At 33.1% G+C, this 14,857-nt stretch carries 16 protein-coding genes; 6 read left to right on the forward strand and 10 right to left on the reverse strand.

The features are described 5' to 3' along the window. Nucleotides 1-31 precede the first annotated feature (31 nt). Both pheS and C8C88_RS06355 read left to right on the forward strand, forming a co-directional pair. The gene (gene pheS / locus C8C88_RS06350) at nucleotides 32-1,051 is read left to right on the forward strand and encodes a phenylalanine--tRNA ligase subunit alpha (protein WP_121338590.1); all 1,020 of its coding nucleotides are present in this window, start codon (nucleotides 32-34) and stop codon (nucleotides 1,049-1,051) included. 95 nt (nucleotides 1,052-1,146) lie between these two features. Continuing rightward, nucleotides 1,147-1,554, forward strand: coding sequence for a hypothetical protein (locus C8C88_RS06355; protein WP_121337306.1), 408 nt, complete (start codon nucleotides 1,147-1,149; stop codon nucleotides 1,552-1,554). Nucleotide 1,555: 1 nt separating this feature from the next. Here the strand turns inward: C8C88_RS06355 and C8C88_RS06360 are convergent, their stop codons facing one another. The 8 genes from C8C88_RS06360 to C8C88_RS06395 all read right to left on the reverse strand — a co-directional run bounded on the left by C8C88_RS06360 (nucleotide 1,556) and on the right by C8C88_RS06395 (nucleotide 7,805). Continuing rightward, on the reverse strand, nucleotides 1,556-1,774 hold the full coding sequence (locus C8C88_RS06360) for a hypothetical protein (RefSeq protein WP_121337307.1): 219 nt from the start codon (nucleotides 1,772-1,774) through the stop codon (nucleotides 1,556-1,558). A gap of 24 nt (nucleotides 1,775-1,798) precedes the next feature. Further along, nucleotides 1,799-2,794, reverse strand: a complete 996-nt coding sequence (locus C8C88_RS06365) for an NAD(P)H-dependent glycerol-3-phosphate dehydrogenase (RefSeq protein ID WP_121337308.1) — start codon at nucleotides 2,792-2,794, stop codon at nucleotides 1,799-1,801. Nucleotides 2,795-3,095: 301 nt separating this feature from the next. Further along, nucleotides 3,096-4,259 (reverse strand): iron-containing alcohol dehydrogenase, encoded by a 1,164-nt coding sequence (locus C8C88_RS06370; protein WP_121337309.1) that lies wholly within the window; start codon nucleotides 4,257-4,259, stop codon nucleotides 3,096-3,098. A 75-nt stretch (nucleotides 4,260-4,334) separates the two neighbouring features. Beyond that, nucleotides 4,335-4,946 carry a nicotinate (nicotinamide) nucleotide adenylyltransferase gene (nadD, locus tag C8C88_RS06375; RefSeq protein WP_121337310.1) on the reverse strand — a complete coding sequence of 204 codons (612 nt, stop codon included), beginning with the start codon at nucleotides 4,944-4,946 and terminating at the stop codon, nucleotides 4,335-4,337. Between the two features lie 68 nt (nucleotides 4,947-5,014). Next, on the reverse strand, nucleotides 5,015-5,590 hold the full coding sequence (gene gmk / locus C8C88_RS06380; protein WP_121337311.1) for a guanylate kinase: 576 nt from the start codon (nucleotides 5,588-5,590) through the stop codon (nucleotides 5,015-5,017). Between the two features lie 26 nt (nucleotides 5,591-5,616). Then, nucleotides 5,617-6,477, reverse strand: a complete 861-nt coding sequence (locus C8C88_RS06385; protein ID WP_121337312.1) for a YicC/YloC family endoribonuclease — start codon at nucleotides 6,475-6,477, stop codon at nucleotides 5,617-5,619. 79 nt (nucleotides 6,478-6,556) lie between these two features. Next, a complete protein-coding gene (locus C8C88_RS06390) occupies nucleotides 6,557-7,456 on the reverse strand; it encodes a DMT family transporter (protein ID WP_121337313.1) in 900 nt (299 codons plus the stop codon). Next, nucleotides 7,449-7,805: an arsenate reductase family protein gene (locus C8C88_RS06395; protein WP_121337314.1), complete on the reverse strand. Its 357-nt coding sequence runs from the start codon at nucleotides 7,803-7,805 to the stop codon at nucleotides 7,449-7,451. The genes C8C88_RS06390 and C8C88_RS06395 overlap by 8 nt, the downstream gene beginning before the upstream one ends. An 82-nt stretch (nucleotides 7,806-7,887) precedes the next feature. Between C8C88_RS06395 and C8C88_RS06400 the strand changes: the two genes are divergently transcribed. Beyond that, on the forward strand, nucleotides 7,888-8,343 hold the full coding sequence (locus C8C88_RS06400; protein WP_121337315.1) for a DinB family protein: 456 nt from the start codon (nucleotides 7,888-7,890) through the stop codon (nucleotides 8,341-8,343). A gap of 58 nt (nucleotides 8,344-8,401) precedes the next feature. Here C8C88_RS06400 and C8C88_RS06405 read toward each other — a convergent pair whose 3' ends face one another. Further along, nucleotides 8,402-9,145, reverse strand: coding sequence for a DUF3298 and DUF4163 domain-containing protein (locus C8C88_RS06405; RefSeq protein ID WP_121337316.1), 744 nt, complete (start codon nucleotides 9,143-9,145; stop codon nucleotides 8,402-8,404). Nucleotides 9,146-9,210: 65 nt separating this feature from the next. Next, nucleotides 9,211-10,014, reverse strand: a complete 804-nt coding sequence (locus tag C8C88_RS06410) for a glutamate dehydrogenase (protein ID WP_121337317.1) — start codon at nucleotides 10,012-10,014, stop codon at nucleotides 9,211-9,213. A gap of 278 nt (nucleotides 10,015-10,292) precedes the next feature. Here C8C88_RS06410 and gdhA point away from each other — a divergent pair, with 278 nt between their 5' ends. The 3 genes from gdhA (at nucleotide 10,293) to recO (ending at nucleotide 14,835) form a co-directional block, all read left to right on the forward strand. Next, on the forward strand, nucleotides 10,293-11,636 hold the full coding sequence (gene gdhA, locus C8C88_RS06415) for an NADP-specific glutamate dehydrogenase (RefSeq protein ID WP_121337318.1): 1,344 nt from the start codon (nucleotides 10,293-10,295) through the stop codon (nucleotides 11,634-11,636). 124 nt (nucleotides 11,637-11,760) lie between these two features. Continuing rightward, nucleotides 11,761-14,067, forward strand: a complete 2,307-nt coding sequence (locus C8C88_RS06420; RefSeq protein ID WP_121337319.1) for a T9SS type A sorting domain-containing protein — start codon at nucleotides 11,761-11,763, stop codon at nucleotides 14,065-14,067. Nucleotides 14,068-14,121: 54 nt separating this feature from the next. Beyond that, nucleotides 14,122-14,835 (forward strand): DNA repair protein RecO, encoded by a 714-nt coding sequence (recO, locus tag C8C88_RS06425; protein ID WP_121337320.1) that lies wholly within the window; start codon nucleotides 14,122-14,124, stop codon nucleotides 14,833-14,835. The last annotated feature ends 22 nt before the right edge of the window (nucleotides 14,836-14,857 follow it).

Consider the following 14,857-nt stretch of genomic DNA (forward strand, 5'->3'; position numbering starts at 1 on the left):
GTAATTTTGCACTCTCAATTATTGGATGAAAATGATAGATAAGATAAAAGAATATATTGGCGAAGCACAAAGTTTCACTACTCAAAACGCTACAGAACTAGAAGCATTTAGAATTAAATTTCTAGGTAGCAAAGGACTTTTAAAAGAGCTTTTTGCTGAATTTAAAAATGTTCCAAACGAGCAAAAAAAAGAATTTGGTCAAGTAATCAATTTGCTTAAAACTTCAGCTGAAGATAAAGTAAAATCAATACAAGAAGCTTTAGAAAGTAAAGAAGAAAGTAAAGGATTTTATGGTGATTTGACACGGTCTTCAGAGCCAATAACCATAGGTTCGCGTCATCCAATTTCATTGGTTAAAAACCAAATTATAGATATCTTTTCAAACATTGGTTTCAATGTTTCTGAAGGTCCAGAAATTGAGGACGATTGGCATAATTTCACTGCATTAAACCTGCCAGAATACCATCCGGCACGTGATATGCAAGATACTTTTTTTATTCAGACAAATCCTGATATTTTATTGCGTACACACACCTCATCCGTGCAAGTGCGTTATATGGAAAACAACAAACCGCCCATCAGAACCATTTCTCCAGGACGTGTTTTCCGTAATGAAGCCGTTTCATCTCGCTCACATTGTATCTTTCATCAAGTGGAAGGATTGTATGTTGACAAAGATGTTTCTTTTGCTGATTTGAAACAAACACTATTGTATTTTACGAAAGAAATGTTCGGGAAATCAAAAATCCGTTTGCGTCCCTCTTATTTTCCATTTACAGAACCAAGTGCCGAAATTGACATTTATTGGGGATTGAAAACCGAAACCGATTACCGTATTACCAAAGGAACGGGTTGGTTAGAAATAGGTGGATGCGGAATGGTAGATCCTAATGTATTGAAAAACTGCGGTATCAACCCAGAAGAATTCAATGGTTTCGCGTTCGGAATGGGAGTAGAACGTATCGCAATGTTGCTATATCAAATTGGAGATATTCGTATGTTTTACGAAAATGATGTTCGTTTCTTAGAGCAATTCAAATCAATAATATAGTCAAAAGTTATAAAGTCTTAAAGTCGAAAGAAATACCTGTTTTAGATTTTCGCTCGACTTTAAGACTTTAAGATTTTTGATATTACGACTAACTTATGAAAAAAGATATTGTCATCCCCGAAGTAAAAAACGTATTCCTTGCAGCCGTTCAGGAATGGAGCGATGATTTCATGGAAAAAGTTTGGTACGCTTATCTAGTAAACGACAGTGATTTTAAGCTAGATGGAGTAATGGTGGTTTCAAAAGCTTTTGGAACAATTGATGGCGAAATGAAAAAAACATCTCTTTTGCGTCATGCTTTTGTTGAAGTTCCCGCTGTTTCAGTAGTGAAAATCGAAATGATTGAAAAAAGTGTTTTGGCATTAAATAATGAATTCATGGTCACTTTCTTCATCGGAGATACGTTGTACGACAAGAAATTCATTTTTAAGGCAGATTCCATCAACGAAAATAATGTTGAAGAAGTACCTATTTTATTTGTAGACGGGGTTATTGTAACGTAATCTATTTAGTATTTTCTTTTTTATTTTTGGACTTCCAGGTGAAATACCCCAAAACAAAAATTCCTATAGCAATATAAGCTAGCGCACGAAAATAAAACTCGGGTTTTGATATTTGTTCCGCAAAGGGCACTTGTTTTATATCAAACAAAATCATAAAAACGGTCATAAATACACCCCAAGTTCCACCGTTTTTAATTTGGTATTTCCATCTTTCGCTCATACTGTTTTTTTAACTATTTAGAATCTAATCCAGCTGATCGGTTAGTTTTTTGAAAACAGTTTTAGCATTTTTCCCTTCGTATAGAATGCTGTAAACAGCATCAATAATAGGTGTTTTAGCACCATAATCTTGATTTAATTTATAAGCGCTTTTGGTTGCATAATAGCCTTCAGCTACCATACTCATTTCCATCATGGCTGATTTTACGGTATACCCTTTACCAATCATGTTGCCAAACATTCTGTTTCTTGAAAACACGGAATATCCTGTTACTAATAAATCGCCTAAATAAGCCGAATCATTGATATTACGTTTCATTTTATGGACTTTTCGGATGAATTTTTTCATCTCCCGAATACCATTACTCATAAGCACAGCCTGAAAGTTATCGCCATAACCTAGTCCGTGAGCCATTCCAGCTGCAATTGCATAAATATTTTTTAGCATTGCTGCGTATTCAGTACCAATAATATCATCCGTAATTTTCGTTTTGATATAATTACTTGATAATTGTTTTGCTACAACAGCCGCTTTTTCAGGATCTCCACAAGCAATTGTTAGGTAGGATAAGCGTTCTAAAGCAACTTCTTCAGCATGGCAAGGACCAGTAATCACACCAATATTGTCGTATGGAATATCATATTTAAAATGAAAATGTTCCCCAACAATTAAACTCGTTTCTGGGACAATTCCTTTGATTGCTGAAAATATAATTTTGTCTTTTAAGGGAACAGTTAATTTTTCTAATTCGGCATCCAAAAAAGCAGAAGGAATAGCAAAGATGACATAATCTGCACAAGCTATTGCTTCGTTTATATCATTAGTGAGTCTGAGTTTATTAGTGTCAAATTCTACTGAGCTAAGATAATTTGGATTGTGTTTGTAATTTTTAATATGTTCAACAGCAGCTTCATTACGCATATACCATGATATCTCAGGAAGATTTACACATAACATTTTTGCTATAGCTGTAGCCCAACTTCCGCCACCAATTACTGCAAATTTTAAATTTTCGGCCATTTTATTATTAAATTTAATCAAAAGTACTTAAAAATTCAGTAATAATGCAAATAAAATTAATTGTGGAAAAGCCTTTATTCACGAGGGTTTACAATTGAGATTGGGGTAAAACAGCGAACTATTTTCATTTTTTCATTTTTCTATACAATAAAAGCTTTGGTTTAACGTTATAACCTATTATAAATTAAGTTTTTAAGAAAAAATGCAGGTTGAATTAGTTAGTTTTGTTTTAGTATTTTGAAAAGGCGTTCCTAAATTATTTTATAAGAACGCCTTTTTTTATTTATTCAGTTGAAATTTACTAATAGCTTTTTTCGACAATTGATTTTACTTTATCTAAGGTTATATTTTGTTTTTCACCCAAAGCTTTCCAGCCTCTTTCCTCAAATCTTTTTACTATAAAATCAGCTGTTTTTGCAAAGTCTTCTGTGCATTTAGACAATTCCGTTATCATTCCCATTGTATGATAAAATTCAAGGGTTTTGTTGATTGCTTCATTAGCTATTTCATCCTCAGTTCCAGCCAAATTAAAAATGCGTTTTCCGTATTGTGCTAATTTTGCTTTTTTGGTTTCAAACATGACTTTGTATAGGTTTGGACCAATGATTGCCAAAGTTCGTGCATGATCAATTTCATACAAAGCAGTTAATTCATGCCCAATCATGTGCGTTGCCCAATCCGAAGGAACTCCTTTTTGGATTAACCCATTTAAAGCCATTGTACAACTCCACATAAAATTTGAAGCCAAGGTATAATCAGTAGGATTTTCAACCACTTGAGGACCTACTTGAATCAAGGTTTGTAAAATACTTTCGGCAATACGATCTTGAAGATAACCATCATGTGGATAGGTTAAATATTGCTCAAGAACATGAACATAAGCATCAATAACACCATTTTGCAGTTGTCTTTTAGGCAAAGAAGTGATGACGGTGGGGTCGCAAATAGAGAATTTTGGAAACATAGCTGAACCACCAAAATCTAGTTTCTCCTGAGTTGCTTCAATGGTAATTACTGCACCTGAATTCATTTCGCTTCCTGTTGCAGGCAAAGTCAAAACGGTTCCAAAAGGAATTACTTTAGCGCCTTCTTTAAAAAGGATTCTTTTTTTGAGTATGTCTACTGGATTTTCTTCAAAAGGTACTGCTGCCGAGATAAATTTCACTCCGTCAATAACGCTTCCGCCACCAACAGCAAGTATGAAATCGATTTTTTGTTCGCGAATAATTTCCACCGCTTTCATTAAAGTTTCAAAGTGTGGATTCGCTTCAATTCCTCCAAATTCGATTATTTCAAAACCTTCTAAACTTTTGCGAACTTGCTCATGAACGCCATTTTTAAAAATACTTCCGCCTCCATAAGCCAGAAGGATTTTTGCATTAGCTGGAACAAGTGTGGCTAATTTTTCTATTTGTCCTTTTCCAAAAACTAATTTTGTAGGATTGTATAATTCAAAGTTAAGCATGATGTGATTTTTTAGCAAAGTTATGCATTCACATCTTGGTGCATCGATAAACCAATGTTAATAATTCTAAAAAAATTACTTTTTGTAAAAATTATTATGATCGATAAATTCCCAAACTTTAAGAGGAAGTAAAGGTTGTACGTTCTTTCCTTTTTTGATGTTTGACCGAATAAAAGTAGAAGATATTTCGACTACAGGAGCATCAATCATATGAATTTTTGGATGGTCTTTAAACAATATATTTTCTGTTTCTGCTGAAATTGTTTCGTCTGTTTTGCCTTTGGCTTCGAGCCTTGGATATACATAAATTTCATGATGTGCCAGAATTGCTTCGTAGTTTTTCCATTTGTGAAGCGACCTCAAATTATCTTCGCCCATAATCAAAGAAAAATCATAATCAGGAAATTTTTCCTGAAGATGAACTAAGGTATTTACAGTATAATTAGGCTGCGATAATTTGAATTCAATATCCGAAGGTCTTATTTTAGGGAAATCTTCAGTAGCGAGATGAACCATTTGCAAACGGTGGTAATCATCGAGCAAAGTGCTTTTTTTCTTCAAAGGATTGTGCGGAGTAACAACCATCCAGACTTGGTCTAAACCGGCATATTCTGCCATATGATTGGCAATGATGAGATGGCCAATATGTATGGGGTTGAATGTTCCGAAATAAAGACCTATTTTCATAGATTAAATTTAACGATTTAAAAATTAAATTATTTAAAGATTACATAAATGGAAGAATCTTTCATTTTTTAATCTTTTACAAAATTCTTTACTAATTGATAGGCTTCTTCAAGAGCAATTTCTAAATCGTAGTTTTTGATAATTACATCAAATTGAGGCGCCGTTGCTAGTTCTACAGAAGCTTTGGCAATACGCATATTGATTTTATCTTCACTTTCGGTAGAGCGTTCTTTCAGTCTTCTTTTTAATTCGTCAACACTTGGTGGTTTCACAAAAACAGCCAAAGTTTCTTCTGGGAATTTATGTTTAATTCTAAGTCCACCAGCAACATCAATATCAAAAATCACATTTTTACCCTTGGCCCAAATGCGTTCTACTTCACTTTTTAAAGTCCCATAGAAATTATCGCGATACACTTCTTCCCATTCTACGAAATCTTCGTTTTTGATATGACTTTTAAAGTCGGAAAGCGACATGAAATAATAATCTTTTCCGTTTACTTCTTCACCACGAGCTTCACGCGTAGCTGCCGAAATTGAAAACTCTAAATTCAAGTCTTCTTTTCCTAATAAATGTCTAACTATGGTTGTTTTTCCTGAACCTGATGGTGCCGAAAAAACTATTAATTTTCCTTTTTTACTCATTTTGTTTTTTATTCAGAGCCTACAATCTACAATACATTAAGGACTTGTTCCTTGATTTTTTCCAATTCGTCTTTCATTTGAACGACTAATTTTTGCATCTGTGCATGATTCGATTTAGAACCCATTGTGTTGATTTCACGTCCCATTTCTTGAGTAATGAAACCTAATTTTCTTCCGTTAGCTTCGTTTCCTTTTATAGTTTCTAGAAAATAATCCAAGTGATTCGTCAAGCGAACTTTCTCTTCCGTAATATCTAATTTTTCTAGATAATAAATCAATTCTTGTTCAAAACGGTTCTCGTCAACATTTACTTTAAGTTCAGCTATAGCAGTTTGTAAACGATCTTTAATAGCTTGAACACGCTCTGGATCAAGTTCTAAAGCTTCGGTCATGTATTGACGAATATTGCTAATTCTCAATTGAAATTCTTTCTCAAGAGATTCTCCTTCGTCTTTACGAAAGTTCAAGATGTTTTGAACCGCTTCTTCTATAACGGTTTGAATTTGAATCCAGTCATTTTCATCAATTTCATCACGTTCAATTTTCATAGTATCCGGCATACGAATAGCCATTTTCATTAGTTCCGTTTCATCAGCATCAGCATAAACATTTCTCAATTGTTCCATATATCCTTTTACAATTGGCACATTTACTTTAGTTGAAGTTTGCTCAGCAGTACTTTCGATAAAAATAGAAAAATCTACTTTCCCTCTTTCTAATTTTAAAGCAATTTGGTTGCGAAGACCTAATTCCATTTCGCGGTACAGAGAAGGCATTCTTACATTCAAATCCAGCCCTTTGCTATTTAGGGATTTTACTTCTACTGTTATTTTTTTGGTTGGTAATTGCAAAGTCGCTTTTCCAAAACCAGTCATTGATTGTATCATATAATTTTCTAAAAGTGTCCAAAGATAAGAAAAAAGTTTTCAGTGCTCTTTTTTCAGAATTCAGTTGTAAACGGTGCGATTAATTTTTTTTCATGGTTACTAAATACACACCGATAAATATTAATGCTGCCGAACCAATTTTGACTAAACTCAACTCGTCTTTTCCTAAGCTTATTGCAAAAACGGTTGCAAACAAAGGCTGTAAGTAAATAAAAACAGCCACTGTGGTTGGTTTTAATTCTTTCATCGAAAGCAAATTTAGTAAGTAAGTCAAGAAAGTTGAGATAACCACTACAAAGGCTATTTTACAGCAAATCGCTATTGGAACTAAAGTCCAATTCACGGCATCAAATTGGCTCCAGCCAAATGGCAAAACCATAATGAAACCAAATAAATAAATCCATTTTACAAAGGTAAATGCATTGTATTTATCCATTAATTTTTTCACTATAATAAGGTAAAAACCATAGGAAATAGCATTGACCAAAACCAAAAAATTCCCTAATCCTGCATTAGTTGCGCTTCCGATTGATTTTCCGTAAAGAATAAGGAAAGCGGTTCCGATTAGACCTAAAATTAGCCCAAAAACCATTCTTTTGCGCATGCGTTCTTTTATAATTAATGCAGAAAGAACGAGTACAATCATAGGTGTTGAAACCATAATTACCGCTGCACTTATTGGCGAAGTTAAGCTCAATCCTTTAAAAAAAGTAAGCATATTAAAAGCCACTCCAAAGAAAGCTGCAGCAATTATTCTAGGGAAATCTTGAACTGCAATTTTTTCAGTAAAAGTCTTATGACTTAATTTCATAAAAAGCCAAACCACCCAAAACAAAAGCATTGATCCGCCTGCACGCAAGAGTATAAAGCCATAAGCGTCAATGTATTTTGGCATTACGTCTTTGGCAATAGTAAAAGTAATTCCGTAAATTATGGAGACAAAAGTAGCAGCAATTAATGCGAGATTTCTTTTAGACATTGCCCAAAGCAAGCATTACTTGATGCATATTTTGTTGGCTGTTGCCAATATAAATTTTGTCGTTTATGATAAAAACCGGACGACTTAAGAAGGTATAATGTTCTAAAATGTATTTTTTGAAATCGTCTTCCGTTAGGGATTTATTTTTCAAATCCATTGATTTATACAACTGTGCTTTTTTGCTAAACAGTGCTTCGTAACTACCTGAAAGATCTCGCATTTGCTCTAATTCAGAAACGGTAATAGGATCTTGTTTGATATCGTGAAAAACCAGATTGTGATTTTTTGGTAATGATTTTATAATTTTTCGGCAAGTATCGCAGGAAGCGAGATAGTATATTTTGTTCATAATAAATAGCAATTTCTTTGTACAAAGAAAATCCATTTGATGCTTAAAATGATTATTTTTATCAAAAAAATAAAAATAACAGATGAATCAAACATTCGATATCACTAGAACGAGCAGAAAAATGATAGCTCCTTTTTTAGAAAACTATACTTTAGAACAACTTAATGCTATTCCAGATGGTTTTAGCAATAATTTGATTTGGAATATTGCGCATATTGTCGTGACACAACAATTGTTAGTATATAAATTATCTGGTTTGCCTACTAAGGTTTCGGATGAAATGATTGAAAAATTCAGAAAGGGAACTAAGCCAGAACATATTGTTACGCAGGCTGAAGTTGACGAAATTAAGTCTTTGTTGTTTGCAACTATCGATCAAACGGAAGTAGATTTTGAAAATAAAATCTTCAAAAATTTTGACGAATACCCAACTTCTACGGGCTTTGTTTTAAAAAGCGCCAAAGATGCGATGATTTTCAATAATTTTCACGAAGGACTTCATTTAGGAATTTTGATGAGTATTCGTAAGTTTGTTTAGGAGAATTTCATGTTTTTTCCTTTTAAAAAGACCTGTTTTATGTTTGAAACAGGTCTTTTTATTTTATAGCTAAGAATTCATTTACTACGGTGTACGGGAAAAATAATTCTTTTGGACCATCAGCATAAGAGGCTGCTTCGTATTGATTGTAGTGCAAAAGCAATCCTTTGTCAGTGTAAAAAATGTTTTGTGGCAATTCAAATTTATCTTCTTCAAATTGAAATCCAGTTGCATTAATTGATCCCTTTTCTGGAATGTTATATTTGGCTCTGAATTTTTTCTCGGCGAAAGCCTTAAATGCATTTTTGTTTTTGAAAAGCTTGTCATTGGAAATATTTTTTCCAGTATCGGGATCGAAAAGTAAAGATTGCAAACCTTCATAACCGTGTGCGCCACCCGTAAAGGTATAATGATCAATTCGTATGTTCAAAACACTATCGGATTGATAAATTACATCTCCGTTGATTTCGCCTTCCCAGCCAAAAGTATCATTTGGGAACTCTTTTTGTATGTTTTCATAGCTTTGAATAAATGAAGCTAATAATTCATTGTAATTCGTTGAGCGAAATGGTTTTTTGTCTAAATAGATGATTTCTTTTAAAACAATAAACACTTTTTTATTAATGCTGTCGGCTACAATGGGAACATCTTTTGCAAAAGGAATTTTCACCTTAATTTCAGGACAGTTTTCAGTACAAGGCAAAGTAGTTTTCTTTGTAAAGGAGCGTTTTTCGAAAGCCAATTCAGAGGAGCAACCTATAAGTAGAAAGACTAATCCGGATAAAATAATAATCTGTTTCATCGCTATGAAAATGTTAATTATGTACAAAGGTATTAACTTGTGTCTTGCTTTTATCAATAAAACGATTATTGTAAGTAATAAATGTAGCCAAGATTAAACCAAACCAGCCAGTCATTTGCTTTGTTTTCTTTATAGATTTCAGGATTTGGATTAAGTCCATCAACCCAATTGGAGAAAAAATATTGAAAACGTAAATCAATCATTGCATCTTGTAACGGGCTTAGTTTATAACGTGTTCCAATACTTGAAACAATTGACCAAACGCTACCACTTTCAGTAGAATATCCATGCGGACGACCATCAGAAGGAACTAAATATTTAGGGAAGGTGGTTTCGGGAGTTCCTAAAGGTCCAAGTGTTGACGAAGCTTTAGTATTGTAGTAGCTAAATTGACCGCCAAGACTTATAAAAGGCCCCCAACTTTCAATAGTTGCTGTAAAGTCACGAATGCTTAAAGGGAAAAACTCTAATTGCATTCCAACATTCGTTAAGGAGGTATGTCCTCTCATAGTTCTCAATTGCTCTACTCCTAAAGAACCATTGTTTTTATTAACCCATTTTCCAAAATGCTGCAAATCAGTTTGATTGTATGAAAGTTCGCTTCTTAATTTAAAGTGATCGTTAAAATAAGTCCCTGGATTGTAGCAGTCACAATCTGCTTTGTATGAAAAATTAAAATAATGAATAAGCCCAATTCCTTCTCCTGTATTACCCGCATTTGTTATTAAATCACTGCGCTGTCCGTAATCAGATTGAAAAGCAACTGGCCCAACTATAACTCCTACTTCATGAGATAAACCAAATTGTGCATTTATTTTATTTGGTAAACCAATTAAAATAAAAAAAATAAGGGGTATATGTTTGAGCATTTGGAGGTTAAATTTTCTAAGATTGACAAATATATAAAAAGAACAATCATTTATAGAACGAAAGGTATAAATAAAATATAAGTAGCTAAATACCCCTTTGTTTAATAAAACTATAACGATTTCGTAAAAAAAAATATAATAAATGCAATGTTATCTAAAATAGATTAATAATAAGATAAATCTTCCGATAAAATGAAAAAAAACACCTCAATATTTTTATAACATGTATCTTTGTATTTGTTAAAGAAAACGTTTTCTTAATTAATTTATTACTGTCTATGTTACTAAAAATAAATGATTTTATGGCTCAAGTTGAAGCCAAAAATCCAAATGAACCTGAATTTATTCAAGCAGTTAGGGAATTTGCAGAGACTGTGATTCCGTTTATTGCAACGAAGAAAAAGTATGATGGAAAAAATTTACTTCTAAGAATAGCTGAACCGGAACGTTCGATTATATTTCGTGTTCCATGGGTAGATGATAATGGAGAAATTAGAGTTAATAGAGGATTTAGAATTCAAATGAATTCGGCAATTGGTCCATATAAAGGAGGAATCCGTTTTCATCACACGGTTAATTTATCCGTTTTGAAGTTTTTAGCTTTTGAACAAGTATTCAAAAATAGTTTAACAACTTTGCCAATGGGTGGAGGTAAAGGAGGTTCAGATTTTGATCCTGAAGGAAAATCGGATTCTGAAGTAATGCGATTCTGTCAATCTTTCATGACGGAATTATGCAGACATATTGGACCTCAATTAGACGTTCCTGCTGGAGATATTGGTGTTGGTGCTAGAGAAATAGGATATTTATTTGGTCAATACAAAAGAATCAGAAATGAATTTACAGGAGTTTTAACTGGAAAAGGGTTGGCTTATGGAGGTTCATTGATTAGACCAGAAGCTACAGGTTATGGCGTTGTTTATTTTACAGAGCAAATGCTACAAACTATTGGTCAAGATATTAAAGGAAAAACAGTTTCTATTTCTGGATTTGGTAATGTTGCCTGGGGAGTTGCTTTAAAAGTAAATGATTTAGGTGGAAAAATAGTAACTATTTCTGGACCAGATGGATATATTTACGATGAAGAAGGAATTTCTGGTGATAAAATCGAATTCATGCTAGAAATGAGAGCTAGAGGGGACAATAGAGCCGAAGCTTATTTAGAGAAATATCCTAAAGCTGTTTTCCACAAAGGAAGAAGCGTATGGGAAGTAAAAGTAGATATTGCAATTCCTTGTGCAACTCAAAACGAACTTAATGAGGAAGACGCGAAACACCTTATTGATAATGGTGTTATTTGTGTGACTGAAGCAGCTAATATGCCATGTACATTAGAAGCAATTAAATTGTTCTTAAAAGCAAAAGTTCTTTTTGCTCCTGGAAAAGCAGCAAACGCTGGAGGTGTTGCAGCATCAGGATTAGAAATGACACAAAATTCTATTCGTTTAAATTGGACAAGTGAAGAAGTAGATTCAAGATTAAAAGACATTATGGTAGGAATACACAATCAGTGTAAAAAATATGGTGCTGATGACGATGGATATGTGAACTACGTAAAAGGAGCTAATATTGCAGGATTTGTAAAAGTGGCTGACGCTATGCTTGCTCAAGGAGTGGTATAGTTTTTTTTAAAATAAATTCGAAAATGCCTTCGCTGAAGTTTCAGTTAGAAGGCATTTTTTTTGTGTAACAAAATTCTAATACTTTCGTTTGCGTTATATTTGTAAACCAATATTTCTACAAATAATGAAAAAGAGTCTTTTCTGTTTTCTACTGTTACTTTTTATCCAAATGGGTTTTGCCCAAAGTAATTTGTTGTGGAAAGGATATTTCTCTTATAATGAAATTAAAGATTTGACAGAATCACCAACTACCGTTTTTGCTGCCTCTGAAAACGCTCTTTTTTCTAAAAACACAACTACAAATTTAATTAAAACGACGAATACTATTGATGGACTTTCGGGTCAGACTATTTCTTCTTTGTATTACAGTTCCTCCGTTAATAAAACCATAGTTGGATATGAAAATGGCTTACTTATAGTAATCAACGAAGCGGATGGAAGCATGCTTAAAGTAGTTGATATCATCAATAAAGAGCTTCCGCCAAATCTAAAAAAGATAAATTATTTCATGGAATTCGAAGGGATAATTTATGTTTCTTGTGATTTTGGAATAGTGCAGTTCAATCTGAATACTATGCAATTTGGAGACACGTATTTTATTGGAGATAATGGCGCTGAAATACGAATAAATCAAACGGCTATTTTTGATGGATTTATTTATGCAGCAACAACTAACGGAATTAGAAGAGGTCGAATAACCAATCAAAATTTAATTGATTTTAATCAATGGGAAACAATCGCTATTGGAAGTTGGTCAAATATTGAGGTTTTTTCAGAACAACTTCTTGCGGTTAATACTTCTGGATTTATATTTAAGTACAATGCCAATTCAAATTCTTTTGTTGGATTGATGGGACTTTCTCAAGAAGTTTTGGATATGAGAGTAAAAGAAAATAATTTGATTGTAACTACTTCAAATGCTGTTTTTGTTTACAATAGTCAAATGGCACTAGTGCGTAAAATAAATAGCAGCGGAGTAACGGAGAGCACTCTTTTTTTTACTTGTGCAACGCAAATTGGAGATGTTCTTTTTATTGGAACAAAAGAAAATGGTTTGTTTTCAACAACAATTTCGTCAACAACACCTTTTGAAAAAACAACCCCAATAGGGCCTTTAAGAAATAATGTTTTCTCAATTCAAGCCTCTTCATCAGCGCTTTGGGCTGTATTTGGAGGGTATTCGGGTGATTATAATCCGTATACGTATTCAGGCAATGTAGGGCCTACATTTTATGGAATAAGCAAATATGCTGCTTCGGGCTGGTTGAATATTCCTTATGAACAAGTTTTAGGTGCAAGATCAATTTCTCGAATTACGGTCAATCCTAATAATGAAAATGAAATATATGCAAGTTCCTTTTTTTCAGGATTGTTAAAAATACAAAATGATGTTCCAACTGTTTTGTACAATCAAGACAATAGCGGACTAGAATCAATATCATTTCTTGGTCCAAATTACAAAGATGTTCGTATAAATGGAGCTGTTTTTGACAAATCTGGAAATCTTTGGATGAATAATAGCCTTGTTCAAAATGGGCTAAAAGAATTGAAATCAAATGGGCAATGGCAAAGTTATTCTTTGGATGGTGTTTTAGATAAAAGTATAAATACCAGTATGGGAAGGATGATTATTGATAAAAATAATACCAAATGGTGGTGTACGAACACGGATGGAATTATTGCTTTTAACGAAAATGGAAACGTTTTCAAAAAGATAACTTCAGGATCTAATTCAGGGAATTTGCCTTTTACAGACGCAAGAGCGTTAGCAATTGATAATAGAAATCAACTTTGGATTGGAACCACAAAAGGCTTGCGAATTTTATCTGATGTGAATGATTTTCAAACAGAAGATCAATTGACTACCGCGCCCATTATTATTCTAGAAGATAATTTGGCGCAGGAACTATTATACGAACAATTTATTACGGATATTGTTGTTGATGGAGCGAATAATAAATGGATTGGAACTGCTGATTCTGGATTGTTTTTAGTTTCGCCAAACGGGCAAGAAACCAAGTATCATTTTACGGTAAATAATTCGCCTTTGCCAAGTAATATTATAAATGATATTGATATAAATAGTGCTACTGGAGAGGTTTTTATTGCTACCACCAAAGGGATGATTTCTTTCAAAGGAACAGCCACAATTGCCAGTGAAGACTTGAGTAATGTTTATGTTTATCCCAATCCGGTTCGGCCTGAATTTGAAGGGACGGTAAAAATTGCAGGCTTATTAAACAAAGCCAATATTAAAATCACCGATATCGAGGGGAATTTGGTTTATGAAACCACTTCTGAAGGAGGAACAATTGAATGGGACACTACAGCTTTTGGCAAATATAAAGTTGCTTCTGGGGTGTATATGATTTTTATTTCGGCACAAGACGGAGTGGAAACCAAAGTAAAAAAAGTAATGATAATCAGATAATTTAGAGGAATGAATTTTTCAATCTTTAAATTTTTCAATCTTTAAATTAAAATTGTGCTCGTAAAAACTAAAGCTATCGTAATATCTTCGTTGAAATTTCAAGAAAAAAGCTTGATTGTAAAATGCTTTACACAATCGCATGGTTTGAAATCTTACTTTGTTCGCGATGCGTTTTCTTCGAGAAAATCAAATCAAAAAATCGCGTATTTTCAGCCCTTGAGTATTCTTGAAATCGAAGCGATTCACAAAAACAAAGGCACTTTGGAGAGTTTTAAAGAAATCAAAATAGCCGAACCTTTTCATTCCATTCACACGGATATTGTAAAGAGTACAATTGTGATGTTTATTTCTGAAATTTTGCATCATTCGATTCATGAAGAAGAAAAAAATGAGTCACTTTTTACGTTTATTGAAACAGCGATGCATTGGCTGGATAATCATGACGAAATCACTAATTTTCATTTAATTCTACTTTTAGAAATTACAAAATATTTAGGGTTTTACCCCGATATTTCGGATATGGATATGCCTTTCTTCGAAATGACGGAAGGGATTTTTACTCCATTTCATGCGATTAGTTCACTCACCGAACATGAAACCAATTTGTTCAGGAAACTGATTGATTTGAAATTTGAAAACGATCAAAAAACCTTTCATGTGATAGAAAGGCAAATTCTTTTAAAGGTATTAATTGATTATTACAGTTTTCATCTGGATGGATTCAAAAAACCAAAATCTTTAGACGTTTTAAAGGAAGTTTTCGCTTAAGATTCCAAAAAGTTAATTTTTA

The organism is Flavobacterium sp. 123, assembly GCF_003634825.1.
Lineage (GTDB): Bacteria > Bacteroidota > Bacteroidia > Flavobacteriales > Flavobacteriaceae > Flavobacterium.